The organism is Delftia sp. DT-2, assembly GCF_028401915.1.
Classification (GTDB): domain Bacteria; phylum Pseudomonadota; class Gammaproteobacteria; order Burkholderiales; family Burkholderiaceae_C; genus Comamonas; species Comamonas tsuruhatensis.
Genome location: NZ_JAQOTI010000005.1, coordinates 295,107 through 320,085, shown reverse-complemented (window position 1 = coordinate 320,085; position 24,979 = coordinate 295,107). Strand labels below are relative to the sequence as shown.

The 24,979-nt window shown below is 68.7% G+C and carries 22 protein-coding genes; 15 read left to right on the top strand and 7 right to left on the bottom strand.

What is annotated here, in order from left to right:
- Position 1 precedes the first annotated feature (1 nt).
- The gene (locus tag PO605_RS11010; RefSeq protein WP_017407319.1) at positions 2-1,459 is read left to right on the top strand and encodes an efflux transporter outer membrane subunit; all 1,458 of its coding nucleotides are present in this window, start codon (positions 2-4) and stop codon (positions 1,457-1,459) included.
- A 49-nt stretch (positions 1,460-1,508) separates the two neighbouring features.
- The gene (locus PO605_RS11005; protein WP_016446802.1) at positions 1,509-1,838 is read left to right on the top strand and encodes an antibiotic biosynthesis monooxygenase family protein; all 330 of its coding nucleotides are present in this window, start codon (positions 1,509-1,511) and stop codon (positions 1,836-1,838) included.
- Here the strand turns inward: PO605_RS11005 and PO605_RS11000 are convergent.
- The gene (locus tag PO605_RS11000; protein WP_016452869.1) at positions 1,823-2,905 is read right to left on the bottom strand and encodes a DUF72 domain-containing protein; all 1,083 of its coding nucleotides are present in this window, start codon (positions 2,903-2,905) and stop codon (positions 1,823-1,825) included. The two genes, PO605_RS11005 and PO605_RS11000, sit on opposite strands and share 16 nt — an antisense overlap.
- Before the next feature lie 201 nt (positions 2,906-3,106).
- Between PO605_RS11000 and PO605_RS10995 the strand changes: the two genes are divergently transcribed.
- Positions 3,107-5,458 (top strand): Tex family protein, encoded by a 2,352-nt coding sequence (locus PO605_RS10995; RefSeq protein ID WP_047472591.1) that lies wholly within the window; start codon positions 3,107-3,109, stop codon positions 5,456-5,458.
- Between the two features lie 28 nt (positions 5,459-5,486).
- Positions 5,487-6,326 carry an HDOD domain-containing protein gene (locus PO605_RS10990; RefSeq protein ID WP_047472593.1) on the top strand — a complete coding sequence of 280 codons (840 nt, stop codon included), beginning with the start codon at positions 5,487-5,489 and terminating at the stop codon, positions 6,324-6,326.
- 15 nt (positions 6,327-6,341) lie between these two features.
- On the opposite strand, the gene PO605_RS10985 is transcribed toward PO605_RS10990, so the two are convergent.
- The 4 genes from PO605_RS10985 to PO605_RS10970 form a co-directional block, all read right to left on the bottom strand.
- Positions 6,342-7,571, bottom strand: a complete 1,230-nt coding sequence (locus PO605_RS10985; protein ID WP_272206487.1) for an SEL1-like repeat protein — start codon at positions 7,569-7,571, stop codon at positions 6,342-6,344.
- Between the two features lie 39 nt (positions 7,572-7,610).
- Entirely contained in the window at positions 7,611-9,248 is a 1,638-nt protein-coding gene (locus PO605_RS10980) for a DUF4384 domain-containing protein (protein WP_043790348.1), read from the bottom strand.
- 235 nt (positions 9,249-9,483) lie between these two features.
- Positions 9,484-9,807, bottom strand: coding sequence for a hypothetical protein (locus tag PO605_RS10975; RefSeq protein ID WP_227472563.1), 324 nt, complete (start codon positions 9,805-9,807; stop codon positions 9,484-9,486).
- Positions 9,808-10,004: 197 nt separating this feature from the next.
- Positions 10,005-10,517 carry a hypothetical protein gene (locus tag PO605_RS10970; protein WP_272206486.1) on the bottom strand — a complete coding sequence of 171 codons (513 nt, stop codon included), beginning with the start codon at positions 10,515-10,517 and terminating at the stop codon, positions 10,005-10,007.
- A gap of 674 nt (positions 10,518-11,191) precedes the next feature.
- Between PO605_RS10970 and PO605_RS10965 the strand changes: the two genes are divergently transcribed.
- The 3 genes from PO605_RS10965 (at position 11,192) to PO605_RS10955 (ending at position 15,679) form a co-directional block, all read left to right on the top strand.
- Positions 11,192-11,971 carry a LuxR C-terminal-related transcriptional regulator gene (locus tag PO605_RS10965; RefSeq protein ID WP_016446810.1) on the top strand — a complete coding sequence of 260 codons (780 nt, stop codon included), beginning with the start codon at positions 11,192-11,194 and terminating at the stop codon, positions 11,969-11,971.
- Positions 11,972-12,031: 60 nt separating this feature from the next.
- A complete protein-coding gene (locus tag PO605_RS10960) occupies positions 12,032-12,901 on the top strand; it encodes a sensor histidine kinase (RefSeq protein ID WP_223275273.1) in 870 nt (289 codons plus the stop codon).
- Between the two features lie 150 nt (positions 12,902-13,051).
- Entirely contained in the window at positions 13,052-15,679 is a 2,628-nt protein-coding gene (locus PO605_RS10955) for an AI-2E family transporter (RefSeq protein ID WP_272206485.1), read from the top strand.
- Positions 15,680-15,704: 25 nt separating this feature from the next.
- Here PO605_RS10955 and PO605_RS10950 read toward each other — a convergent pair whose 3' ends face one another.
- Entirely contained in the window at positions 15,705-16,841 is a 1,137-nt protein-coding gene (locus tag PO605_RS10950; RefSeq protein ID WP_047472861.1) for an iron-containing alcohol dehydrogenase, read from the bottom strand.
- Positions 16,842-17,091: 250 nt separating this feature from the next.
- On the opposite strand from PO605_RS10950, the gene PO605_RS10945 reads away from it, so the two are divergent.
- Together PO605_RS10945 and PO605_RS10940 are read left to right on the top strand one after the other, a co-directional pair.
- Entirely contained in the window at positions 17,092-18,096 is a 1,005-nt protein-coding gene (locus PO605_RS10945; protein ID WP_272206484.1) for an alpha/beta hydrolase, read from the top strand.
- A 46-nt stretch (positions 18,097-18,142) separates the two neighbouring features.
- Positions 18,143-19,006 carry a YbgC/FadM family acyl-CoA thioesterase gene (locus PO605_RS10940; RefSeq protein ID WP_013802704.1) on the top strand — a complete coding sequence of 288 codons (864 nt, stop codon included), beginning with the start codon at positions 18,143-18,145 and terminating at the stop codon, positions 19,004-19,006.
- A gap of 35 nt (positions 19,007-19,041) precedes the next feature.
- Here PO605_RS10940 and ygfZ read toward each other — a convergent pair whose 3' ends face one another.
- Positions 19,042-19,989: a CAF17-like 4Fe-4S cluster assembly/insertion protein YgfZ gene (gene ygfZ / locus PO605_RS10935; RefSeq protein ID WP_047474069.1), complete on the bottom strand. Its 948-nt coding sequence runs from the start codon at positions 19,987-19,989 to the stop codon at positions 19,042-19,044.
- 46 nt (positions 19,990-20,035) lie between these two features.
- On the opposite strand from ygfZ, the gene mltG reads away from it, so the two are divergent.
- The 6 genes from mltG to PO605_RS10905 all read left to right on the top strand — a co-directional run bounded on the left by mltG (position 20,036) and on the right by PO605_RS10905 (position 24,952).
- A complete protein-coding gene (gene mltG, locus PO605_RS10930; protein ID WP_082001625.1) occupies positions 20,036-21,037 on the top strand; it encodes an endolytic transglycosylase MltG in 1,002 nt (333 codons plus the stop codon).
- Positions 21,038-21,106: 69 nt separating this feature from the next.
- On the top strand, positions 21,107-21,793 hold the full coding sequence (gene tmk, locus PO605_RS10925) for a dTMP kinase (protein ID WP_016446817.1): 687 nt from the start codon (positions 21,107-21,109) through the stop codon (positions 21,791-21,793).
- A complete protein-coding gene (locus tag PO605_RS10920; RefSeq protein WP_034363947.1) occupies positions 21,790-22,839 on the top strand; it encodes a DNA polymerase in 1,050 nt (349 codons plus the stop codon). Before tmk ends, PO605_RS10920 begins: the two co-directional genes overlap by 4 nt.
- 128 nt (positions 22,840-22,967) lie before the next feature.
- Entirely contained in the window at positions 22,968-23,327 is a 360-nt protein-coding gene (locus PO605_RS10915) for a PilZ domain-containing protein (protein WP_016446819.1), read from the top strand.
- Between the two features lie 96 nt (positions 23,328-23,423).
- On the top strand, positions 23,424-24,230 hold the full coding sequence (locus PO605_RS10910; RefSeq protein WP_016446820.1) for a TatD family hydrolase: 807 nt from the start codon (positions 23,424-23,426) through the stop codon (positions 24,228-24,230).
- On the top strand, positions 24,227-24,952 hold the full coding sequence (locus tag PO605_RS10905; protein WP_016446821.1) for an ankyrin repeat domain-containing protein: 726 nt from the start codon (positions 24,227-24,229) through the stop codon (positions 24,950-24,952). The genes PO605_RS10910 and PO605_RS10905 overlap by 4 nt, the downstream gene beginning before the upstream one ends.
- The last annotated feature ends 27 nt before the right edge of the window (positions 24,953-24,979 follow it).

Below are 24,979 nucleotides of genomic sequence, written 5' to 3'. Positions count from 1 at the left end.
AATGCACCGTTCCACCCTCGCCGCTGCGGCCGCGCTGGCGGCCCTGCTGTCCGGCTGCAATCTTGCGCCGCAGCACCGCACGCCGGACATGCCCGTGCCCGACACGGTGGGCAGCACCGCAGCCAATCCGGCACAGGCCGACGAGGCCAGCCTGCAGGCGGCCGCCGCGCTGGACTGGGTGCAGTCCCGGCAGCTGCGCGAGGTCATTGCGCTGGCCCTGGCCAACAACCGCGACCTGCGCGTGGCCGTGGAGAACATCGAGCGCGCGCGTGCCCAGTACGGCATCACGCGCGCCGACCTGCTGCCCAGCGTCAACGCCCAGGCCCAGGCCAGCCGTGCGCGCACGGCCGCCGGCATGACCAGCGCCACGCAGGCGGCATCGGTCAGCACCCAGTACACGGCCCAGCTGGGCTTTGCCAGCTACGAGATCGACCTCTGGGGCCGCGTGCGCAACCTCAGCGAGGCCGCGCTGCAGCAGTTCCTGCAAAGCGAGCAGAACCGGCGCAATGTGCAGATCGGCCTGGTGGCCGACGTGGCCAACGCCTGGCTCACGCTGGCCGCCGACCAGGCCCGCCTGCAGCTGGCACGCGACACCCTGGCCAGCCGCGAGAAGGCCTACGAGCTGACGCGGCGCATGCATGAGATAGGTTCGACTTCGGGCCTGGTGCTGGCCCAGAACCAGACCACGGTGGACACGGCGCGCGGCGACGTGGCCAGCTTCACCTCCCAGGTGGAGCGTGACCGCAACGCCCTGCAGTTGCTGGTGGGCGGTCCGCTGCCCGACAGCCTGCTGCCCGGCGCCGCCACGCTGCGCGCCGGCGCCCAGCCTGCGGCGGCGCTGCAGCCCGTGCCTGCACCGCTGCCCTCCAGCGTGCTGCTGGTGCGCCCCGATATCCAGGCCGCCGAGAACAACCTGCGCGCCATGGAGGCCAACATCGGCGCCGCCCGCGCAGCCATGTTCCCCACCATCAGCCTCACGGCCAGCGTGGGATCGGGCAGCCGCGAGCTCGATGGCCTCTTTGGCGGCAGCAGCAGCACCTGGAGCTTCATCCCCCTGGTGCGCCTGCCCATCTTCGACGGTGGCCGCAACCGTGCGGGCGTGCAGGTGGCCGAGGCCAACCAGCGCATCGCCATCGCCCAGTACGAGAAGGCCGTGCAGACGGCCTTCCGCGAGACCGCCGACGTGCTGGCCGACCGCGCGCAGTGGGACGAGCGCCTGGCCGCCCAGACCAGCATGGTCGCGGCCACGCAGAAGGCCTTCGACCTGTCGGAGGCACGCTTCAAGGCCGGCGTGGACAACTACCTCACCGTGCTGGATGCGCAGCGCAGCCTCTACACGGCCCAGCAGACCCTGATCGGCCTGCGCCTGTCCGAGCAGCTCAACCGCGTCACGCTGTGGAAGGTGCTGGGCGGCGAGCAGGTGCAGGCGCCGTCCGCCTCTGAGCCGGCGAATTCCTGAGCGCGGGCGGTGTATTCTGCGGGCCCGCAGAACTTGCCGCCCGACCACGATGAGCCCCTTTGCCAACACCCCCGAGCCGCCTTACTACGCCGTCATCTTCTCGTCGCGCAGAACGCCGGACGACGATGATGGCTACGGCCTCATGGCCCAGCGCATGGTGGACCTGGCCGCGCAGCAGCAGGGTTTCCTGGGTGCGGAAAGCACGCGCGGCGAGGACGGTTTCGGCATCACCGTGTCCTACTGGTCCACGGCCGAATCCATCGCGCGCTGGAAGCAGGATGCCGAGCACCTGGTCGCCCAGCAACTGGGCAAGGACGCCTGGTACGAGCACTATGAATTGCGCGTGGCCCGCGTGGAGCGCGCCTACGGCAAGCGCTGAACCCGGGCCGCCTCCGCCTGGACCACGGCCTCGGCCAGCAGCGCGATGGAGCGCGGCGCGCAGCCTTCGGCATCGTTGCTCACCGTCACAAAGGCGGGCAGCCCGCGGCTGGTGATGCCATCGATGGTCTTGGCGAGGATGGCGCGCGTGTGCGCATCGGGCGTGCGGATCTCGTCGAAGGGGTCGTGCTTCTTTTGCGCATCGGGATAGCCGTAGGCACCGAACTCGCGGTTCAGGTTCCAGCGGCAGACCAGCGGGGTGGGCCACAGCCCGCGCAGAAAAACCAGTTGCTCCTCGATGGGGGGCATCTTGCCGTGCAGTCCCAGGCAGAAGGTGGCGCCACTGGCGCGCAGGGTGTCGGCCAACTGCGGCGTCAGCAGCTCCGGGTCGCGCACCTCCACCGCCACGATGATCTGCGCGCCCAGCGGATGGGCGGCCAGCGCCGCGCGCACCGCCTCCAGCATGGCCTGCAGCCGCGCCAGCAGTTCGGTGGGGCGGCTGAGCAGGCCCCAGGTCATCGGGCTGAGCTGGAACACCAGCACGCCCAGCCGCTCGCCCAGCCCTTCGAGCGTGGGCTCGACGAAGCTGGTGACGGCCAGATCGGGTTGAAGGAACACCGGGTTCAGCGACATGCCCTTGCCGTCCTCGTCACGCACCTGCGCGTCGGTAACCACGGATGGGCACTTGACCACGAAGCGGAAATCGGCCGGCACCTGGCCCGCGAAGGCCAGGTACTGGCTGGCCGTCAACGGCCTCCAGAAGCTGCGGTCCACGCAGACCGTTCGCATCAACGGATGCCGGCCATAGGCCTCCAGTCCCTTCTTGGCCAGCACGCTTTTGTCATAGGCGCCATCCCAGATCAAGCCTTCCCAGCCCGGGTAGGACCAGGTGGAGACTCCCATGCGCAGGCCCTGCGCAAGCTGGTCCGCCAGCGCCTGCCATTGCAGGGCCTGGGGCGCCAGCTGCACGGCGCCGGCGGCCTTGCGCGGTGCCGGTGTGCGGCCGGCAGGCGCGGGCGGCGGGGCAGGGGCCGATGGTGGGGGAGAACCGAACAGATCGTCTTGCATTCGAAGCTGGTGATTGTGGCAGAGGGTGCCTGCCGCAGGGCCCCGGCAAAAGCAGGCAGTGGATTGATTTTGCAAGCCCTTGAATTCATTGGCCTGCAAGAAATGCTTGCATTTGCGGGTCGGCCGTGAGCGGCCCGGCCCGAATCGCGTGTGGCACACTTGGCCGCTTTTCCGGATTCCACGCCACGGGGCGCCTCTCGAATGCAAAAAATCATTGCCCAAATCGCCGCAGAACTGAATGTCAAGCCGCAGCAGGTGGGTGCCGCGGTCGAATTGCTTGATGGCGGAGCCACGGTTCCGTTCGTCGCGCGCTACCGCAAGGAAGTCACGGGCGGACTGGACGACGCGCAGCTGCGCCAGCTCGACGAACGCCTGGGCTACCTGCGCGAGCTGGAGGACCGCCGGGGCGCGGTGCTCAAGGCCATCGACGAGCAGGGCAAGCTGACCGACGCGCTGCGCCTGGCCATTGCCAATGCGCCCACCAAGCAGGAGCTGGAGGACATCTACCTGCCCTTCAAGCAAAAGCGCCGCACCAAGGGACAGATCGCCAAGGAATTCGGCATCGAGCCGCTGGCCGACAAGCTGTTTGCCGACCCCACGCTGGACCCGCACAAGGAGGCCGAGGCCTTCTGCAAGCCGGCCACCACCCTGGACGACGGCAAGCCGGGCCCTGATTTCTCGACCACGTTGGCCGTGCTCGATGGTGTGCGCGACATCCTGTCGGAGCGCTGGGCCGAAGACCCGGCCCTGGTGCAGAAGCTGCGCGAATGGCTGTGGGAAGACGGCCTGCTGCGCTCCAAGAAGGTCGAATCCAAGAACGAGAACGACCCCGAGGTCGCCAAGTTCCGCGACTATTTCGAATACGACGAGCCCATCGGCCGCGTGCCTTCGCACCGCGCGCTGGCGGTGTTCCGCGGCCGCGCGCTGGAAATCCTCGAGGCCAAGCTGGTCCAGCCCGTGGAGCCCGAGCCCGGCCAGCCCAGCCTGGCCGAAGGCAAGATTGCCCTGCACCTGGGCTGGAGCCACGCCAAGCGCGCCAGCGACGACCTGATCCGCAAGTGCGTGGCCTGGACCTGGCGCGTCAAGCTCAGCCTGTCCACCGAGCGCGACCTGTTCTCGCGCCTGCGCGAAGACGCCGAGAAGGTGGCCATCAAGGTCTTTGGCGACAACCTGCGCGACCTGCTGCTGGCCGCCCCTGCGGGGCAGCGCGCCGTCATCGGCCTGGACCCGGGCATCCGCACGGGCGTCAAGGTGGCCGTGGTGGACAGCACGGGCAAGCTGGTGGACACCACCACCATCTACCCGCACGAGCCGCGCCGCGACTGGGACGGCTCGCTGGCCGTGCTGGCCCGCCTGGTCGAAAAGCACCAGATCAACCTGATCGCCATCGGCAACGGCACGGCCAGCCGCGAGACCGACAAGCTGGCCGCCGACCTGATCAAGATCGCCAGCAAGGCCGACCGCCAGATCGAGAAGGTCGTGGTCAGCGAGGCTGGCGCTTCTGTGTATTCCGCCAGCGAGTTCGCCTCGCAGGAAATGCCCGACGTGGACGTGAGCCTGCGCGGGGCCGCCAGCATTGCGCGCCGCCTGCAGGACCCGCTGGCCGAGCTGGTCAAGATCGACCCCAAGAGCATTGGCGTGGGCCAGTACCAGCACGACGTGAACCAGAGCGAGCTGGCGCGCCAGCTCGACGCCGTGGTCGAGGACTGCGTGAACTCCGTGGGCGTGGACCTGAACACGGCCTCGGCGCCGCTGCTGTCGCGCGTCTCGGGCCTGTCGGGTAGCGTGGCCAAGTCGGTGGTGCGCTGGCGCGATGCCAACGGCTCCTTCAGGAGCCGCAAGCAGCTGATGGACGTGGCCGGCCTGGGCGCCAAGACCTTCGAGCAGGCGGCGGGCTTTCTGCGCATCCGCGGCGGCGACAATCCGCTGGACATGACGGGCGTGCACCCGGAAACCTACCCGGTGGTCGAACGCATCATTGCCACCACGGGCAAGAGCGTGGACCAGCTCATGGGCCGCTCCGAAGTGCTCAAGGGCCTGAAGGCCGAGCAGTTCGTGAGCGAGCAGTTCGGTGCCATCACCGTCAAGGACATCCTGGGCGAGCTGGAAAAGCCCGGCCGCGATCCGCGTCCGGACTTCGTCGTGGCCCGTTTCAATGACGGGGTGGAGGACATCAAGGACCTCAAGGAAGGCATGACGCTGGAGGGCACGGTCAGCAACGTGGCCCAGTTCGGCGCCTTCGTGGACCTGGGCGTGCACCAGGACGGCCTGGTCCACGTCAGCCAGATGAGCCACAAGTTCGTCGAGGACGCGCGCGAGGTGGTCAAGACCGGCCAGATCGTCAAGGTCAAGGTGCTGGAGGTCGATGTGGCGCGCAAGCGCATCAGCCTGACCATGAAGCTCGATGCGGCACCGGCCCTGCGCGACGGCCCCCGTGACAACCGCTTCGAGAGCGCAGGCCGCGGCAGCCAGGGCGGGCAGCGCCGCGCGCCCGAGCCGGTGCAGCAATCGGCCATGGCCTCGGCCTTCGCCAAGCTGCAGACCCGCAAGTAGTCCCGCGCACGGCAAGGCAGGAAACGCGATGGCTGCGCATGCACTGGACCTGCAGACGCTGTTGGCACAGGCCCTGGCCCTGCCGGCGCAGCCGCGCATCGTGGCCTTGCTGCTGCGCGAGCTGGTGCCCGAGCAGCCCAGCCTGCGCCGGCTGAGCCAGCTCTTCGCAGCCGATCCTGCGCTGGCCGCCGGGCTGCTGGCCCAGGCCAACGGCCCGGTGTTCGGCATGGGGGGACGTGTCACCGGCATTCCCGAGGCGCTGGCCCTGCTGGCGCCCGCGCAGCTGCGCCAGATCGTGCGGGGCATACCGCTGGGCGTGGGCGCCCATGCCGTGCCGGGCATGGCCATGCCGGCCTTCTGGCGCTACAGCGTGGAAGCCGCCCGCGTGGCGCGAGCGCTGGCCGGCACCGTGCAGGCCAGCCCCACGGCGGCCTATGCCGCAGGGCTGATGCATGGCCTGGGGGAGCTGGCCATGCACATGATCGACCCCGGCCGCGCCGCCACCATCACCGAACTGGTCGGCCCGCTGGACCCGCGTCGCGCCGAGCTGGAAATGCGGCTGTGCGGCTACACATACAGCCATGTCAGTGCGGGCCTGGCCCGCCGCTGGAACCTTCCGCCGCTGCTGGCCGATGCGCTGCAGCACCTGTACGCGCCGCTGGCCCAGCCGGGCTTCGATCCGCTGGCCTGCGTGCTGCACATCGCTGCCTGGCGCGCCCGCTCGCGCGAGGCGCAGTGGGACGAGCGTGCCCTGGCCGTGAGCTTTCCCGGCGAAGTGGGCGTGGCCCTGGGCCTGGACATCGACATGGTCCTGCGTCAGGACCCGGTGGACTGGATGGCCGACACCGGCCTGGACGTGGTGCTGTAGCGCCTCGCTCCTGCCTCAGTGCCTGTGCCAGGGCGCCGGCACCATGTCGAACAGCGGCGTGGGATCGCGCCGGTAGGGCGCGGGGCTGACGGGCGCCATGGGCTGCATGGTCATGGGGTCTATGCGCGCCAGCTGCTGCATCCATCCGATGTCCACGCCGCCGCCCGGTGCGGGGCGCGAGTAGATCAGCTCCAGCATGCGACGCGATGCCACATGGCCGTGGGATGCGGCCTGCTGGTACAGGCGCAGCGCCTCGGTGTAGTTGGCCGGCACGCCGTCGCCGCGATGGTAGCGCTGCGCCTGCTCCCATTGCTGCTGGGCCGTGACGGGCTGGCGCACCTGGATGTCCTGCTCGTTGGGCGCTCCACTCAGCTGCGGCGTGCGCTGCATGGCCTGCGGCCCCTGCGCTGCAGGCGTGGAGCTGCCCTGCGCCGACACCAGCTGGCCTGCGGGCCGCAGGCGCTCGCCCAGCATCTGTGCATTGGTCGCGGCGCTGGATGAGCGCGCCGCTGCCGCGCGGAACTGGCGCAGCGCTGCCTCGGGCTCGTCCTGCGCGAGCAGGGCCAGGCCCCATTCCAGCTGGGCGCCAGGGCTGCCCGAACGTGCCGCGCGCTGCAGCAGTTCCTGGTCGGGCGTGCCTGCCACGGCCAAGGCCTCGCCCACGGGCTCGGCCGTGGACAGCGGTGCCAGGCGCCGGGCCAGCAGCCATTCCAGGTACTGGGCGCGGGCCGGGTCGGTCTTGGCCAGCTGGGCGATCCAGGGCCTTGCAGCCGGTGGATCGGGGGGCTGGCCGCAGCCGTCCATGGCGCACCAGGCCAGTCCCGCGCTGGCCAGCGGATGGCCGGCGCGCTGCGCGCGCTCGAACCATTGCCTGGCCTGCGGCCCGTCCTGCGCCATGGCAATGCCATGCAGTGCCAGCAGGCCCATCACCCATTGCGCCTCGCGCTGCGTGGCCAGGCTCACGCCCTTGCCTTCGGCGCGGCTGCGCAGCTGGGACAGGGCCCGTTGCTGGGCGGTGTCCGAGGTCGAGGTGATGTTGCTGGTGCCCGGCTGGGAACCGTACACGCTGGCCGTCGCCACCCGAATGGGCATGACCGGCGTGAAGCGGGCCGCCGCCTGCACATGCGGCAGTACGGCGGGAGCCAGACCTGGCAGCACCACCAGCAGTCCGGGCAGCACAAGCCTTGCGGTCAGGCGCAGCCCGATGCGCCGCCGTGGCGGGGATTCATGAGCGCTGGAGGGCATGGCAATTGCCTCTGTTTGGCTTGTGACGTGCACCGCTCATCAGCGCTTGGCCTGGGCCGGAACCACCTGCCAGAAGCGGGCCGAGCCGGTGTACTGGTCGGCGCCCAGAGAGTTGGCCATGTACTGGTTGACATCCTCCAGGGAGCGCATGCCCGGGATGGCGATGAAGGCCTTGCCCTGGAGCAGCGTGGGTAGCTTGTCGGTCATGTTCTGCTCGGTGGCGAAGCAGGCCACGCCTTCCTTGCCGGGAGGCCCGGCGTTGATGACGTAGCCGGGGTTGGGACTCATCCAGTCTGGCAGGCGAACGGATTGGGCGGCGGTGATCCAGCCCGAGCGGTTCACATCGTTGGGCACCAGCCGGGTGACCTCTCCATCGGCACCGGCCATGAAGCACGACAGGTAGGAGGCGCGCGACACGGTGGTGGACAGGAACAGCTGCTCACCCGTCTCGAAAGAGGTGCGCGTGGGCGTGATGTTCTCCACCCACAGGTCCAGCTTGCGGTCGGGCGCGGGGGCGCCGTAGCGGTAGTCACCCGTGGCCACGGCCACGTTCTCGGAGGCGGTGGTGACCGGTGCCGCACTCTTGGTGTTCCAGCCGATGCGCGTCATGTGTCCATCGGCGCTGACGGCCACGAAGTCTCGCAGTGCGCGCTCGTAGGTGCTGAAGTCCACCACGCCATTGACCACCATGCCGCTGTCGGCCTGGAAGCGCCCTATGGCCTCGCGCCACTGCGGGTTGCCTGCGGTGAAGGCCGGTGCGTCGGGCGGCAGATAGCCCTTGCTGATCAGCGACTGGCGCACCAGCTCCTGGTGGATGCCGGCTTCGCCTTCCTCATACCAGTCGCGCAGCTGACGCTGGAAGTCGGGATGGGTCTGGTCCAGCGTCAGGCACTGCCAGTAGGGCAGGCGTGACCATTTGCCCAGCAGCTCGATCATGCCCAGCTCGACCAGGGTGCGCACGGCCGGGCCCGAGCCCTGGGCATAGTCGCGGCCCACGCTGAACTGCACGCCGTAGTTGCCGATACGGCCCGACAGGTCAAGGCCCTGGCTGCCGTTGCCGATGACGACTTCGTTGGCCGAATCCAGGCCCGGAATGATGGTGCGCGTGCGGAAGTCGCCCAGGTGCAGCTCCATGCCCAGCACGGCGCCGCTGCGGTTGGCGCTGTAGCCGGTTTCCAGGCGCGAGGCGCTGGTGCCTATGTCCACGTTGTTGCGCAGCACGTTCTGGTCCATGAAGGACACGGCGCCCGACACATACAGGGCCGGGCGCTGCAGCTGGATCTGGTTGTTGTTGAGCAAGATGGTGGTGAGGTTCTGCACCGTGTCCTGGCGGGCGATGTCCACCTCATAGTCCACGTAGCGGAAGGCGCTGCTGACGCGCGACATCTGGGACAGGGCGGTGACCACCATCTCCTTGGCGGCCACGGCCACGCGGCCCGAATAGTCGGGCAACTGCTTGCTGGTGATCAGCACCGTGGGCATGTGGCTGTTGCGGAACATCCTGTCCATGCACATCAGCGAATCGGAGAAGCTCGATATGGAGCGCACCGGCCGCACCACCGGGCGGTCGGCCGCATAGACTTTTTCCAGGTATTTGGAATCCTTGCGCGCATCCAGCGGCGCGCAACCCGACAGCAGCACGATGGATGCCGATACCGCGCAGGCCACCACCCGCATACAGCCCTGTCTGCCAGCCCATCGCTGGCGGAAAGTCCCTCGGTTGTCCGCATGTCCGCCGAATGCCGGCTGCAGCGCGGCATCGGGGCGGGGAAGTCCTGGCGTTGGAAGGCGGTTGCGCATGATGGACCTCTGCTGGAAAACGGCGAGCCAGGGCACTGGCGCCCAGGGGCACCGGCACCGGAAATGGGTTTTGGAAATGAAAGGCGGCCGGGTCGCGGGCCGCCTGGCCGCACTAGCGGCAGACGTTGATCAGGTCGCCCTTGAGGACCACGATCTGGTCCTTGGTCTGTGGCCCGTAGCGGTTGAACGCGCTGGCGTTGGTGTTGCTGGCCAGGTCCTGGGTGCAGGTGCGCTGCATGCCCGTGCTGCTCGTTGTGGTCGTGGTCACCACGTTCGCCTCGGTGGAGATGCCGGGAGCATTGGTCATGGACATGGCTTCGTAGCGCGCGATCTTGGCCTTGACGTTGATGGGGATGTCAGTGACGGTGTCCAGCCCCGACGATGTCTGCTGCTTGGCCGTGGGCAGTCTCAGATAGTCGACAGGCTTGCTGAGCACCACTGGATCTTCGCCGGGGGCTGCTGCATGAAGGGGGGGCGCTCCGAGTGCGAGCCAGGCCAGTAGGGCAGCCGAACAGAGATGGGCGGCGGTGTGCATGGTGGGCTCTCCTGGTGCGGTGAGCTGGCTATTCGCCGGGAAGGTGCTGCCGGAAGGCCTGGGGCCGTCCGGCAGTGTCCTTCGTCCGGCAGTCAGGCTCAGTGGTTGTTGTAGCAGGTCACGCAGCCGTTGTTGCTGGAGATGTTCTGTACTGCCATGGAACCGTTACCGGCATAGTTGACGATGCCCGAGTTCTTGGCAGCCACCACCTGGATCGAAGTGTTCTTGACTTCCACTTCGCCATAGTTGGAGGCCAGGTTGTTGACGGCCACTGCTGCGTAGCCATCGGCCTTGTTCAAGATGCCGCTGCCGGTGGCAGCGACGACCTGCAGAGAGCTGCCACTGCGGTCGATGGTGACGTTGCCTGCATTGCTGGCCAGGTTCTGGGAGGCCTTGCCACCGCCCGTTGCTACGTTGAGCACGCCGCTCCTGTTCAGCAGGGTGACCTGAACGCTGGGGCCGTTGATTTCGATCTGGGAACTGCTGCTGCCGCCGCCGCCGCCGCCGCCGCCGCCGCCGCCACCACCGCCACCGCCACCGCCACCGCCCATGGGGCCAGCCATGGCTGCTGTTGCGATCAGGCTCAGGGAAAGAATTGCAAGCGATTTCATGATGGCTCCTTGATAAGGAATCGGACTATCAGGAAAAGGTGTGTAAGCACCCGTTTTTCAGACACTTTGCGGAGGTTTCCGGCCTTGTCTCCCTGGACCCCAGCTCGTTGTCTGGACTCCAATGTGCTTGGGGTGCCCCTGCCGTTCCATCTCTTGTACGGGGTAGCCGTGAGCGCTGATCCACGTGGCGGGTACTTACCCGTGCAAACCTTTGGCTGGCGGGCTGCATCGCGTTAAAGCAGCGGCATTGGGAGGTGAATGGAGTTGGGTAGTTTCAAGGTGTAACGACAGAAAATTTGCAGTTGCAGCTTCGCTTCAGGTCGTTGATCCGGCGGGCATGGGGCCATCCAGACAACCCGGTGTATCGAATTGCATACGCTCGGTGCAGGCGCAGGAGGAAGGCGTTGAACCGGGGGCTGTTATGAGGCTGGATCAAGGGGAGGATGGCGGGCATCGGGAAGGGCATGGCCTGCCAGGCCCGACAGGCCTGCCGGTCAGGTGATCAAGAAAGTACGGACCCGGCTTCTCACACAAATGTGTTAATTTGCAAGCTACGCAATCTTTCACAAACTTCGTCAAAGATTGTGGATATCGGTGGCGATTTCTCTTAATGTGAAAGGCGCGTATGTGATCGGTTGCGTCATACACATGACGTGACATTTGAGGAGAACAGCATGAATCCATCCGACGTTCCCGCCGATGCCCGTCCCCTGATCGCCGATTCCTCGCGCGCCCAGGCCATGCTGGGCACGGGCCTGAGTTCCGCCATGTGGCCAGACTATCTGGCCGGCCAGCCCGACAAGCCCGTGCGCGTGCTGCTGGTCGATGACGATGCCCACATCCGCATGGTCATTGCCCAGGAAATCATGAACGACCCGCGCACCCTGGTCGTGGCCCAGGCCGGAAGTGTCCGAGAGGGTCGAAAGGCCATTCGCCAGCACGAGTTCGACGTGATGCTGGTCGACCTGAACCTGGGCGACGGCGAGGGCTTCGAGCTGCTGGACATGATGAAGACCGTGCGGCCCACGGCCGAGGCCGTCATCATCTCCGTGATGGAAAACGACGAGCAGGTGCTGCGCGCCTTCGAGCTGGGTGCCACGGGCTACCTCGTCAAGAACTCCTGGTTCGGCAACTACCCCCAGGCCGTGCTGCAGGTGGCCAATGGCGGCGCATCCGTCACTCCCAGCCTGGCGCGCAGGTTGCTGCAGCGCTTCGACAAGACCCAGGGCGCCGAGCCCAAGCGCCGCTCGCCCGACGAGGCGGACCGCCTGTCCACCCGCGAGCGCGAGGTGCTGCGCATGGTCGCCAGCGGCTACACCAGCGCCGAGATCGGCTCGCGCCTGATGATCAGCGCCATGACGGTCAACACGCACATCAAGAACATCTACCGCAAGCTGCAGGTGCGCACACGCGCCCAGGCGGTGCGCTTTGCATCGCTGCGCGGCCTGTTCTGATTGGCTGGCGCCGCAGGGGCCCGTGCGGCCCGCCCCGCCGCCGCTTCCCACCGCATGGCCATGAAGGACTCCCTTCGCGCATTGGCAGTCTGCCTGGCACTGGGCCTGCTGCAGATGCTGGCGCTTTGCGCCTGGCTTTGGCAGCAGGGCGACCAGGCTCCGCTGTGGCTTCGCCTGTGCAGCCTGGCCCTGCTGGTCTTGACGGCCTTGCTGTGTGCGATGGGTGCCTCGCGCCTGCGCAGGCTCCTGCTGTGGCGGCGCAGGCGCAGCCCCCGGCCTTCGCGCGAGGTGCAGGCCGAGCGCCGGCGCATTGCCGCCGATCTGCACGACGGCGTGGGCGGCCTTCTGGTGAATGCCATGGCCTTGCTGGAGCCGAGCGAAACCCGGCAGCGCCAGGCGCAGGAGTTGCTGGAGCAGGCCTTGCTGGACCTGCGCCTGCTGGTGGACGCCATGGACGCCGTGGAGGACGCCTTGCCCGTGCGCCTGGCGCGCCTGCGCCACCGGCTGCAGCCCGTGCTGGACCGCCGTGGCATGCAGATCCGCTGGAGCGTGGCCGATCCGCAGTCCGAGCCGGGCCTGCCCGATCTGCCCGATCTTCCTCGAGGCCAGTCGTCCCAGCACCTGCTTGCCATCACCCAGGAGGCCGTGAGCAATGTGCTGCAGCACGCACAGGCCAGCACGCTGTGGCTGGTGCTGCAGCCCCTGGAGCCGGGTATTGCGCGGGCGAACGGCGCCCATCCCGGCGCGCGCCGCGAGCTGCGCTGGGAGTTGCGCGTGGAAGACGACGGCCGCGGCCTGCCGCCGCGTACACCCGATGAGGCGCAGGGCATGGGCCTGGCAGGCATGCACCGCCGTGCCCACGCCATAGGGGCTACGCTGGACCTGGCGCCGCGTGCTGGCGGCGGCACGGTGGTGCGTGTGCGCTGGTGAGCTGGCGCGCTGTGGCAGCGGCGGCGGCGGAGTTCCAGCGATTGCGGTGCCCGCTGACAGGGCCGGCCCGCAGCGCGCTGTGCAATCCCACGATGGGCGCAAGTGCGGCAGCATCCACGCACGTATCCAAGCCCTGATGCCTGTCCCCCCATGAATCCACATCCCGACCTCACACCAGCGCCTTCCAGAAAACCAGGCGCTGAGAACGCCGCAGCCGATGCGGCCGGCAACGCGGCCGCTGCCGACGCGGCTTTCGCACGCAGCGTGCGTTCGGCCCTGCCGGGCCTGGCACAGCTGGCCGACATGGTGCCTGCGCTGCGCCTGCTCACCGGCCTGCTGGTGGCCAGCATCATCATCGCGGGCCTGTATTTCGGGCAGGGACTGCTGATTCCGCTGGCCCTGGCGCTGCTGTTCGGCTTTTTGCTCGATCCTGCGGTCTCCCGGCTCAGGCGCTGGGGCCTGCCGCGCATGGCGGCGACGCTGCTGGTGGTGGTCATGGCGCTGGCAACGCTGGCCGGAATGGGTACCTATCTGGGCAGCCAGGTGCAGCAGCTCAGCGCCGACCTGCCCACTTACCAGAGCACCATCCGCGACAAGCTGCGCAGCCTGCGCAGGAATGCCAACATGCCCAGCGCCTGGGACGGCGCCCTGCGCACCTATGACACGGTGGAGCGTGAGATCTCCCGCGGCGCCACCACGCCCCGCGTGCAGAAGGTGGAGATCCAGTCGCCCGAGCAAAAGCCCACGGCGCGCATGCTGCAGTGGCTGGGCCGAGTGGCCGAGCCCGTGACCACGGCCGGCATCGTGCTGCTGTTCGTGATCCTCATCCTGCTGGACCGCGATGACCTGCGCGACCGGCTGCTGCGCCTGATGGGCGGCAACCTGCATGTGGCCACCGACGCGCTGGACGAGGCCTCGCAGCGCATAGGCAAGTACCTGCGCATGCAGTTCGTGGTCAACATCACCTATGGACTGCCCATGGCGGCGGGGCTGTGGTTCATCGGCGTGCCGGGCGCCATTCTCTGGGGGGTGCTGGCGGCCATCATGCGGTTCGTTCCCTATGTGGGCGCCATGATCTCTGCCGCCTTCCCGCTGGCGCTGGCCTTTGCGGTGGATCCGGGCTGGCAGATGCTGCTGATGACGCTGGGGCTGATCATGGCGCTGGAGCTGATCAGCAACAACCTCATCGAGCCCTGGCTGTATGGCAGCAGCACGGGCCTGTCCACGCTGTCCATCATTGCGGCCGCGACCTTCTGGACGGCGCTGTGGGGGCCGATAGGGCTGATCCTGTCCACGCCGCTCACGGTCTGCCTGCTGGTGCTGGGCCGCTACATACCGGCGCTGCAGTTCATGGAGGTGCTGCTGGGCAGCTCCCCCGTGCTGGGTCCGGCCCAGCGGCTGTACCAGCGCCTGCTGGCCGACGATGTGGAAGATGCGGTCACGCTGGCGCATGAACTGGTGGACGCAAGGCTGCCGGCGCGGGCCTCGGCGGACGAACGCTCGGCCGCAGTGGCCGGCTTCTATGACGAGGTGGCGATCCCCGCGCTGCGCCTGGCCACCCAGCAGCACCTGGAGTCGGCCACGGCCGAGCACCGGCTGCGCCTGTCCAGCGGCATGGATGCCTTGGTCGAGGAGCTGCGCGAAAGCCATCCCGCGCCTGCAGACCTGTCCTCGCGGGCCCTGCGCATCCATTGCGTGGGTGCGCGCTGGGAGGTCGATGCCCTGGCAGCGGCCATGGTGGCGCACAGCGAGGCGCTGCGCGGCCACGTGGTCAGCTGCTCGGACTGGGCGCTGGCGGCCGATCCGCAATGGCGCCAGCTGGGGCAGGGCGAGGGCGGCGGCCTGCCGCAGGGCCACGCAGGCGCACAGGCCCTTGCCGAGGCGCAATTGCTGGTGCTCTCGGTCTTCAGCGCCCAGCCCCAGACCGTGGCGCGCCAGATCATGCGGCGGGTGCGCCGCCACTGGCCGCATCTGCGCGTGGTGCTGGCGCTGTGGAATGCGCCGGCCGTGGTGTCCGACCCCGAGTTCGCGCGCCGCTGCGGCGCCGCCGCCTGCGTGTCCAGCCTGCGCGAGCTGCAGTTGTGGGTGGACGCCTTGCGCCTGCCCGACGCGGCAGGCCAGGGCCTGGCCGCGCCCATTCCCGATGACGATGAGCAGCGCGTGCGCCAGCTGCGCGACAGCGGCGTGCTCGGGCCCGGCCTGCCGCCGCTGTACCACGAGGCAGCCCAGCAGGCCGCCAATGCCTTCGACGTGAAATGGGCCCAGGTCTCATGGGTTGATGCCGACCGCGTGCACACGCCCGGCAGCCTGCTGGTGGCGGACCAGGGCGACCCCGCATCGGCCGGGATGCCGCGCGGGCAGTCCATCTGCTCGTATGTGGTGCACGGCGGCGAGCCCCTGGTGGTGCACGACGCAGCGCGCGACCCCCGGTTTGCCGGCAACCCCGCACTGCAGGCCATGCGGCTGCGCTTTTACGCAGGCGTGCCGCTCAGGAACCGCCACGGTGCGGTGCTGGGCAGCTTCTGCATCATGGACGACGCACCGCGCGAGGTCTCGCCGGCAGATCTGGAGCTGCTGGCCGTCATGGCCGAGCAGCTGATGCAGACCGTGGAAGTGCGCCGCATGATGGAAAGCGGCGCAGTGCCGGCGCCGGCTCCCGCTCCCGCTCCCGCTCCCGCTCCCGCTCCCGCTCCCGCTCCCGCTTCCACGTCTGTACCGGCGCCGCCACCGGAGCAGTCACCGGAGCAGTCACCGGAGCAGTCACCGCCCGGCCACTGAGCCCGCTCACAGCGGCTACGGCGGCTCACAGCGAGGTGGCCAGCATCTGCTCGTAGTCGTCGGCGCTGGCCAGGCGCGGGTTGGTGCCGTGGCAATGGTCCTTGAGCGCCCCGCCGATCACTGCCGCGAACTGGGCGCGCTCCACGCCCATGGCGGCCAGGCCCGTGGGCAGGCCCAGGCGGGCGTTCATGTCGCGTATGGCTTCGGGAATGTCGCTGCCCGAGGCCAGACCCATGGCGTGGGCCATTCGCTGCAGGCGCTGTTCGGCGCGCACGCTCTCGGCCTCGGCATTGAAGCGCACCACGGCGGGCAGGAACATGGCGTTGAGCGTGCCGTGGTGCAGGCGCGGGTTCACGCCGCCCAGGCTGTGGCTGAGGCTGTGCACGCAGCCCAGACCCTTCTGGAAGGCCATGGCGCCCTGCATGCTGGCGCTCATCAGCTGGCGGCGTGCCTCGGCATCCTGGCCATTGCGGGTGGCGCGTTCTATGTGCGCCCAGCCGCGCGTGAGGCCGTCCAGCGCAATGCCGTCGGCAGGCGGATTGAAGGCGGCTGCCATGAAGGTTTCCATGCAGTGGGCGATGGCGTCCATGCCCGTGGCGGCCGTCAGCATGGCGGGCAGGCCGTAGGTCAGTTCCGGATCGCAGATGGCGGCGCGCGGCACCAGGTGCCAGCTGTGAAAGCCCAGCTTGCGGTGGTCGTCCACGATGATGATGGCGCCGCGCGCCACCTCGCTGCCCGTGCCGCTCGTGGTGGGCACGGCAATCAGCGGTGCCACGCGCTCGGTGATGCGCGGCGAGCCGCCCTCGATGGTGGCGTAGTGCGACAGCGGCCCTTCGTGCGTGGCCGCAATCGCCACACCCTTGGCGCAGTCGATGGCGCTGCCGCCGCCCACGGCGATCAGGCCGTCGCAGCGCTGCTCCTGGTAGATTGCCGCGGCCGCACGCACGGCGGCCTCGGTGGGGTTGGAGGGCGTCTGGTCGAACACTGCGTGCGGCATGTCGCCCAGCCCATCCAGCGCCTTTCGCAGCACGCCGGCCGCCTTGACGCCCTGGTCGGTGACGATCAGCGGCCGCGTGATGCCCACGCGCTCGCACTCCTGGCGCAACAGGCGCACGGCGCCGAAGTCAAACTGGATCTGGGTGACGTAGTTGATGAAAGCCATGGTCGGTGACTCGTTGCGGGCCGCTGCGGCCCGTGGTGGGGATCAGGGGGAGTGCGCCGAATCTAGACCGCGCGTGCTGCACTGCAAACAAAGCAAACCCTGAGAGGGCGCCTGCGCGGTCACGGGGGCGACAGCACGGGCGTGCACTGCCATCGCATGGCTGCCAGGGCCTTGTGCTCGCGGCACAATGCCTGCTGCGCGGCGCCTGCCGTGCCTTGCCAGATGGCTCCGATCGAACCTGTCCCTGAACTTGCTCCTGAACGTGCCCCAGCCCGAATCCCGCCCCCATGCCACGCCGCTGCCGGCGTCCCTGACCCACCAGATGCGCGATGTGCTGCGCCGCATGGAGCGCGCCGCGCGCACGCCCCTGCACCAGCTGGGCGCCGAGGGTGCGCGCGCCGCCTATGAGGCGGGCGCCGGCGTGCTCGAAATTCCCAAGCCCGTCCTGCCGCGTGTCGAGGACCTGCAGATTCCCGCGCGCGATGGCGCCTTGCTGCCTGCGCGGCTCTATGCGCCCGTGGAGCGCAGCCAGACGCCGGCCACGGGCCTGCCCGTGCTGCTGTACCTGCACGGCGGCGGCTTCACCGTGGGCAGCGTGGCCACGCACGACGTGCTGTGCCGCCAGCTGGCCCATCTGTCGGGCGCCATGGTGGTCTCGCTGGACTATCGGCGCGCGCCAGAGCACAAATTCCCCACGGCCCACAACGACGCCTGGGATGCGCTGCAATGGCTGGCTTCGCAGGGCGCCTTGCTGGGCGCCGACCCTGCACGCCTTGCCGTGGGCGGCGACAGCGCGGGCGGCACGCTGGCCGCAGCCTGCGCCATCCATGCGCGCGATGCAGGCCTGAAGCTGGCCCTGCAACTGCTGATCTACCCGGGCACGACGGCCCACCAGGACACCGACTCGCACCGCCGTTTCGCCCACGGGCTGGTCATTGACGAGCCCGCCATCACCTGGTTCTTCGCCCAGTACCTCAACAGCCCTGCCGACCGCGAGGACTGGCGCTTCGCCCCGCTGCTGGCGCCTGACGTGGACGGCGTGGCCCCGGCCTGGATAGGCCTGGCCGAATGCGACCCGCTGGTGGACGAGGGCGTGGAATACGCCGACAAGCTGCGCATGTCGGGCGTGCCCGTGGATCTGGAGATCTACCGGGGCGTGACCCATGAATTCGTCAAGATGGGCCGCGCCATTGCCGAAGCGCGCCGTGCACATGCCGACATGGCGCGCGCCTTGGCCGACGCCTTTGCGGCCTGAGAGCCAGGGCACCCAAGACACCCAAGACAACAGGAGAGAAAAACCCATGCAACGCCAAGATTTCCGCACGCTGCAACGCATCGAAGTGCGCTGGTCCGAAGTGGACGCCCAGAAGATCGTCTTCAACGCCCACTACCTGATGTACGCCGACGTGGCCGTCACCGACTACTGGCGCCAGCTGGGCATGCCCTATGAGTCATCCTTCGCGGCCCTGGGCGGCGAGCTGTTCGTCAAGAAGGCCACCACCACCTACCACGCATCGGCCACGCTGGGCGACGTGCTGCATGTGGGCATACGCTGTGCCAGGCAGGGCAATACCTCGCTGTTGTTCGAGGCCGGCATCTTCCGCGGCATGGAACTGCTCAACACCGTGGAACTGGTCTATGTGTTCGCCGATGCCACCACGCGCCAGCCGCTGCCCGTGCCGCAGCAGCTGCGCGACGTGCTCACCGCCTATGAGGCCGGCCAGAGCGTGGTGCGTGTGGCATCGGGCAGCTGGAACGACCTGGGCCGCGACGCCGAGCGCCTGCGCCTGGCCGTGTTCGTGCACGAGCAGGGCGTGCCGCGCGAGATCGAGATCGACGAGTTCGACCCCGTGGCCCGCCACGCCGTGGTCTACAACGGCCTGGGCCAGCCCATTGCCACCGGCCGCCTGGTCAGCGACAGCCCCGGCGCGGGCAGGATCGGCCGCATGGCCGTGGACCGCAGCGTGCGCGGCGGCCGCTGGGGCCGCATCGTGCTGGACAGCCTGGTGGAGGCCTCCCGCCAGCGCGGCGACCGCGAAGTCGTGCTGCACGCGCAGCGCCATGCCGAGTCGTTCTACCTGCGCGCGGGCTTCACGCCCGAGGGCGAGCCCTATGAAGAGGCCGGCATTCCCCACATCACCATGAGGAAAGTGCTCACCGCCTGAGCTGCAGGCAGCTCAGGCGGTGCAAGGCCCAAATCTCAAATGTCCTCGCGCAGCGCGTAGGGCAGGGGCTTGAGTTGCAGCGCCACGGCCTGCGCGGCATCGGCGCGCTGGCCCTCGCCCAGGGCGGCGTGGGCCAGCAGGCGCTGCTCAGCCGAGCTGATCTGCATGGAGACAATGGCGTCCCAGCCGCCGCCGGGCGCCGGGGCGGCCTGGACCACGGTGCCGGTGGCCTGCTCCAGATCCTCGGGCGTGAAGACTTCCATGCCGGCTGCCAGCGGCTGCTGGGCATGGGCGATGTAGGCGCGGCGCTTGAGCGTGCCCCGGAACTGGCTGCGGGCCACCACCTCCTGGCCCGGGTAGCAGCCCTTCTTGAAGTTCACGCCTTCCACCGATTCGTAGTTGAGCATCTGCGGCACGAAGGCATCGACCACGGGTGCCGACAGCGTGGCGATGCCGCTGGCGACTTCGCTCCAGAGCCAATCGGCCTCACTGAGTGCGGGGCCTTCGGGCAGGGGCGCACCGACAGGGGCCACGCGCAGGGCGCGCGGCTGGCCGGCGGCCGGGTGCAGGGCGATCAGGCTGGCTGCCCCGTCGTCCGTCTTGGTCCAGGGTGCGGCGGCCGCGCCCAGGGCCTGCACGGCGGCATCGCCAGCCAGGCCAAGCAGGGTGAAGTCGGCCGTGGCATCGCTGAGCTTGCACTTGGCGCGCAGCACGAACATGGACAGGCGCTTGAGCGTGGGTGCCAGCAGGCTGCGGTCGCACAGCAGCAGGATCTCGTCCTTGCTGCGCTTGAAGCCGATGAAGCTGGCCAGCATGCGGCCCTTGGCCGTGCAGAACGCCGCCAGACGCGCATGCTGCAGATCGAGCAGCGCGAAGTCGTTGGTCAGCTGGCCATGCAGGAATGGGGCGGCGTCTTCGCCGAGGGCGCGTATCACGCCGAGATGGGAAACGGGGGCGATGCCGTTCAGTAAAGGCTGGGTCATGGCTGAATTATGATCAGCCGCTCTATTGCTTGCTTGGACCGAGGTTGTGCGCTTTATCTTTCGCGCTTTGATGATGCTGCTGGTGCTGGCAGCCGTGCTGGCCGGTGCCGGCTGGTGGTGGCTGAACCAGCCCCTGCAGCTGTCCCAGCCCACGCTGGAGCTGGAGGTCGAACCCGGCACCACGCCGCGCGGCGTCGCCCGCGAAGTGGTCAAGGCCGGGGTGCAGACCGATGCGCGGCTGCTGTACGCCTGGTTCCGCGTCTCGGGCCAGGACCGGCAGATCAAGGCCGGCAACTATGAACTGACCACGGGCCTGACCCCCTATGTGCTGCTGCAAAAGCTCGCGCGTGGCGAGGAATCGCTCAAGGCGCTGACCCTGGTCGAGGGCTGGAACTGGCGCCAGGTGCGCGCAGCCCTGGCCCGCGAGGAATTCCTGCGCCAGGAAAGCGCGGGCATGGACGATGCGGCCCTGATGCAGGCCCTGGGCCGTCCCGGGGTGGCGCCGGAGGGCCGCTTCTTCCCCGATACCTATACCTACGCCAAGGGCAGCTCCGACCTGGCCGTGCTGCGCCGGGCCCTGCATGCCATGGACCGGCGCCTGGCCGATGTCTGGGCGCTGCGCTCGGCCGACACGCCACTCAAGAGCCCCGACGAGGCCCTGACCCTGGCCAGCATCGTCGAGAAGGAAACCGGCCGCGCGGCCGACCGTGCCCAGATCGCAGGCGTGTTCACCAACCGCCTGCGCATCGGCATGCTGCTGCAGACCGATCCCACCGTGATCTACGGCCTGGGCGAGAAATTCGACGGCAACCTGCGCCGCCGCGACCTGCAGACCGACACGCCCTGGAACACCTACACCCGCGCGGGCCTGCCGCCCACGCCCATCGCCATGCCCGGCAAGGCTGCCCTCATGGCCGCCGTGCAGCCCAGCCAGACCAAGGCGCTGTATTTCGTGGCGCGCGGAGACGGCACCAGCCATTTCAGTGCCTCGCTGGACGAGCACAACCGCGCCGTCAACCGCTACCAGCGCGGCCAGCAAAAGCCCTGAGCAAAAGCACTGAGATATTCCCCAGGGCTGCTGCGGTTCCCGCGGCGCTTGCGTATCCTCTCTTTCCATATGACCAATGCAACCCCCGCCGGCCTGTTCATCAGCTTCGAAGGCATCGATGGCGCCGGCAAGTCCTCGCACATCGCGTCGCTGGCCCAGGCTTTCCGTGACCAGGGCCGCACGGTGACGCTCACGCGCGAGCCCGGCGGCACGCCGCTGGCCGAAAAGCTGCGCGCGCTGATGCTGCACGACGCCATGGACCCGCTGACCGAGGCGCTGATCGCCTTTGCCGCGCGACGCGACCACCTGGTGCAGGTGATCGAGCCCGCGCTGGCGCGCGGCGAAGTCGTGCTCTGCGACCGCTTCACTGATGCCACCTTTGCCTACCAGGGCGCAGGCCGTGGCTTCGACCTGCAGCCGCTGGCCACGCTGGAGCGCATGGTGCAGACGGGCACCGCCCCCCAGCCCGATCTGCTGCGCGAGCCCCACCTGACGCTCTGGTTCGACCTGCCCGCCGAGGTGGCCGCCGAGCGCCTGGCCTCGGCCCGCGTGCCGGACCGCTTTGAGTCCGAACCCGGCAGCTTCTTCGCCCGCGTGGCCCAGGGCTATGCGTCGCGCGCTGCAGCAGCGCCCCAGCGCTTTGCCCGCATCGACTCCAACGCCAGCCGGCATGCGGTCTGGCAGCAGATCACGCAGGTCATGGTGCGCCGGGGCTGGCTGGCCATCATGGTCGGCGGCCAGGGAGGTGCGGCATGAACGAAGCCCTGCCACAGCCGGCCGAGACCGACACCTCCTGGATTGCCGAACAGCGCACACGCCTGCTCGCACAGCGCGGCCATGCCTGGCTGCTGCAGGGGCCTTCGGGCCTGGGGCAGTACGCGCTGTCGCTGTCACTGGTGCGTGCTTGGCTGTGCGAGTCGCCGTCGCCCCAGGGGGCCTGCGGCCACTGCGGCAGCTGCCACGCCATCGACGTGCGCGCCCATGCCGACCTGTGCGTGCTCATGCCCGAGGTGCAGATGATGGCGCTGGGCTGGCCCCTGCCCGAGAAGGCCCAGGCCGACATCGACGACAAGAAGCGCAAGCCCAGCAAGGAAATCCGTGTCGAGGCCATGCGCGACGCCGTGGAGTTCTGCCAGCGCACCAGTGCGCGCGGGCGCGGCAAGGCCGTGCTGGTCTATCCGGCCGAGCAGATGAATGCCATCACGGCCAATGCGCTGCTCAAGACGCTGGAGGAGCCGCCCGGCGATGCGCGTTTCGTGCTCGCCAGCGAGGCATCGCACCAGCTGCTGCCCACCATTCGCAGCCGCTGCCTGATCCACACCATGGCCTGGCCGGATCAGCAAGAGGCCCTTTCCTGGCTGGACACGCAGGGCGTGCCCCCTGAAGCGGCCGCCGTGGCGCTGCGCGCAGCAGGCGGGCGGCCCGGCGATGCACTGGCATTGGCGCAAAGCGGTGGCGGCAGCGACATGGCGTCGTGGTCACAGCTGCCGCGTGCGCTGGCCAAGGGCGATGTGGCGGCCCTGGCCGCCTACGCGCCGCCCCATGCCGTGGAGGCCTTGCAAAAGATCTGCCACGACCTGATGGCACTGGCCGCAGGCGCCGCGCCGCGCTACTTCACGCCGGCCGACCTGCCTTCGCGGCCGCTGGACATAGGCCTGCTTTCCGAATGGTCGCGAACCCTGGCCCAGGCCGCGCGCACGGCCGACCATCCCTTCAACGCAGGCCTCATGGCAGAAGCCCTGGCCGCAGAGGCGCGGCGCGTGCTCATGTCCGGCCAGCCTGCCCGCCAGCGCCGGGCATGAAGGGCGGGGCACGGGAGAACATGGCCAGGCGCTTTTCGCCACATGAAAGCCCGGCCTGTTAACCTACGGCCCTGGGCCCGGTGCCGATTGCGCCGGCCGCTCACCGAACCAATGTCTGCAAACCATCCATGAGCACCGCACCCTCCACACCCCGTCCCAGCGTGATGCAACTGGCGATCAAGGAAAAGGCCGCGCTGTACGCCGCCTACATTCCCATGTTCGCCGAAGGGGGCGTTTTCGTGCCCACGCAGCGTGAGTACCGTCTTGGCGATGATGTCTACGTGCTGCTGACCCTGCCCGACGAGCCCCAGCGCTATCCCGTGGCCGGCCGCGTGGCGTGGATCACGCCCGCACGCGCCTCGGGCAACCGCACGCAGGGCATAGGCATACAGTTTCCCAAGGACGAGAAATCCGCCGAGCTCAAGGCCAAGATCGAGAACATCCTGGGCGCGGCGCTGAGCTCGGACAAGGCCACGCAGACGGTCTGATGGCTGCACCTGTTTCAGGTGCACCTGCCTGCCATGCATGCCGACAGGGAGGACAGCTCCCGGGTCGGCATGGCTGTTTCTGAACCACGAGATTCCATGTTTACCGATTCCCACTGCCATCTGAACTTCCCCGAGCTGCAAAGCCGCCTGCCCGAGATCCGCGAGGCCATGGCGGCCGCGCGTGTCACCCGCGCGCTGTGCATCTGCACCACGATGGAGGAGTTCGGCGATGTGCACCAGCTGGCGCTGGACCACGACAACTTCTGGGCCACCGTGGGCGTGCACCCCGACACCGAACACATGACCGAGCCCAGCGTGGGCGACCTGGTGGAGCGCGCCGCGCTGGCGCGCGTGGTCGCCATCGGCGAGACGGGCCTGGACTACTACGGCATGGAAGACCGCAAGGGCGGCCGCACCATTGCCGACCTGGAGTGGCAGCGCGAGCGCTTTCGCGTGCACATCCGCGCGGCGCGCCAGACGCAAAAGCCCCTGGTCATCCACACCCGCAGTGCCTCGGACGACACGCTGGCCATCCTGCGCGAAGAAGGCGAGGACGGCTCGGCAGGCCAGGCCGGCGGTGTCTTCCACTGCTTCACCGAGACCATGGAGGTCGCGCGCGCGGCGCTGGACCTGGGCTACTACATCTCGATGTCGGGCATCGTCACCTTCAAGAACGCCCAGCACCTGCGCGACGTGGCCGCCTTCGTGCCGGCCGACCGCCTGCTGATCGAGACCGACAGCCCTTATCTGGCGCCTGTTCCCTATCGCGGCAAGACCAACAATCCGTCGTATGTGCCGTACGTGGCCCAGCAGATTGCACAGGTGCGCGGCATTCCGGTCGAGGAGGTGGCGGCCCTGACCAGTGCCAACTTCGATCAGCTTTTCAAGGGGGTTGTCGCATGAGACTGAATGCTGCGGCCGTCGGCCGCGTGGACCGTCGCCGCTGGCTGGCCCGGGCCGGCCGCGCCCTGACGGCCGTGGCTGCAGCCGGTGCCGGGCTGGCGCACGCCAGCCAGTACGACGACTACGTGCGTGCCATCGTCAGCGACAACGAGCGCGCCATGGTCAACCTGATCTTTCGCGGCTTCGATCCCAACACGCGCGACACGCGCGGCCGCCCGGGCCTGGTTGCGGCCCTGCACCAGGGCTCCCTGGGCGTCTTCGACGTGCTGCTCAAGTCCCCTGGCATCAAGGTCAACGAAGCCTCGCAGCAGGGCGAAACGCCGCTGATGATGGCCTGCATCAAGGGCCACCTGGACCTGGCCAAGGAACTCATACGCCGGGGCGCCGATGTCAACCGCCCCGGCTGGACACCGCTGCACTACGCCACCTCTGCCGACCTGCCCCAAACGCTGGACATCATCAAGCTGCTGCTGGACAAAAGCGCCTACATCGACGCCGAATCGCCCAACGGCACCACGCCGCTGATGCTGGCTGCCCAGTACAGCAGCGAAGCCGTGGTGGACCTGCTCATCGCCGAAGGCGCCGACGTCATCCTGCGCAACCAGCGGGGCTTTACCGCCGCCGACTTCGCCAGGCAGGTGGACCGCCAATACATGGTCGACAAACTCACCAAGGCCATCAAGGCCGAACGCAAGACCCAGCCCTCGCGCGGGAGCTGGTAGCCGCCAGCTGCAAGCCGCAAGCGAAAG

Bases quoted from the DNA above. Each gene is read 5' to 3' on its own strand.
- PO605_RS11010 (WP_017407319.1), top strand. From the start codon at position 2: ATGCACCGTTCCACCCTCGCCGCTGCGGCCGCGCTGGCGGCCCTGCTG.
- PO605_RS11005 (WP_016446802.1), top strand. From the start codon at position 1,509: ATGAGCCCCTTTGCCAACACCCCCGAGCCGCCTTACTACGCCGTCATC.
- PO605_RS11000 (WP_016452869.1), bottom strand. From the start codon at position 2,905: ATGCAAGACGATCTGTTCGGTTCTCCCCCACCATCGGCCCCTGCCCCG.
- PO605_RS10995 (WP_047472591.1), top strand. From the start codon at position 3,107: ATGCAAAAAATCATTGCCCAAATCGCCGCAGAACTGAATGTCAAGCCG.
- PO605_RS10990 (WP_047472593.1), top strand. From the start codon at position 5,487: ATGGCTGCGCATGCACTGGACCTGCAGACGCTGTTGGCACAGGCCCTG.
- PO605_RS10985 (WP_272206487.1), bottom strand. From the start codon at position 7,571: ATGCCCTCCAGCGCTCATGAATCCCCGCCACGGCGGCGCATCGGGCTG.
- PO605_RS10980 (WP_043790348.1), bottom strand. From the start codon at position 9,248: ATGCGGGTGGTGGCCTGCGCGGTATCGGCATCCATCGTGCTGCTGTCG.
- PO605_RS10970 (WP_272206486.1), bottom strand. From the start codon at position 10,517: ATGAAATCGCTTGCAATTCTTTCCCTGAGCCTGATCGCAACAGCAGCC.
- PO605_RS10965 (WP_016446810.1), top strand. From the start codon at position 11,192: ATGAATCCATCCGACGTTCCCGCCGATGCCCGTCCCCTGATCGCCGAT.
- PO605_RS10960 (WP_223275273.1), top strand. From the start codon at position 12,032: ATGAAGGACTCCCTTCGCGCATTGGCAGTCTGCCTGGCACTGGGCCTG.
- PO605_RS10955 (WP_272206485.1), top strand. From the start codon at position 13,052: ATGAATCCACATCCCGACCTCACACCAGCGCCTTCCAGAAAACCAGGC.
- PO605_RS10950 (WP_047472861.1), bottom strand. From the start codon at position 16,841: ATGGCTTTCATCAACTACGTCACCCAGATCCAGTTTGACTTCGGCGCC.
- PO605_RS10940 (WP_013802704.1), top strand. From the start codon at position 18,143: ATGCAACGCCAAGATTTCCGCACGCTGCAACGCATCGAAGTGCGCTGG.
- ygfZ (WP_047474069.1), bottom strand. From the start codon at position 19,989: ATGACCCAGCCTTTACTGAACGGCATCGCCCCCGTTTCCCATCTCGGC.
- tmk (WP_016446817.1), top strand. From the start codon at position 21,107: ATGACCAATGCAACCCCCGCCGGCCTGTTCATCAGCTTCGAAGGCATC.
- PO605_RS10920 (WP_034363947.1), top strand. From the start codon at position 21,790: ATGAACGAAGCCCTGCCACAGCCGGCCGAGACCGACACCTCCTGGATT.
- PO605_RS10915 (WP_016446819.1), top strand. From the start codon at position 22,968: ATGAGCACCGCACCCTCCACACCCCGTCCCAGCGTGATGCAACTGGCG.
- PO605_RS10910 (WP_016446820.1), top strand. From the start codon at position 23,424: ATGTTTACCGATTCCCACTGCCATCTGAACTTCCCCGAGCTGCAAAGC.
- PO605_RS10905 (WP_016446821.1), top strand. From the start codon at position 24,227: ATGAGACTGAATGCTGCGGCCGTCGGCCGCGTGGACCGTCGCCGCTGG.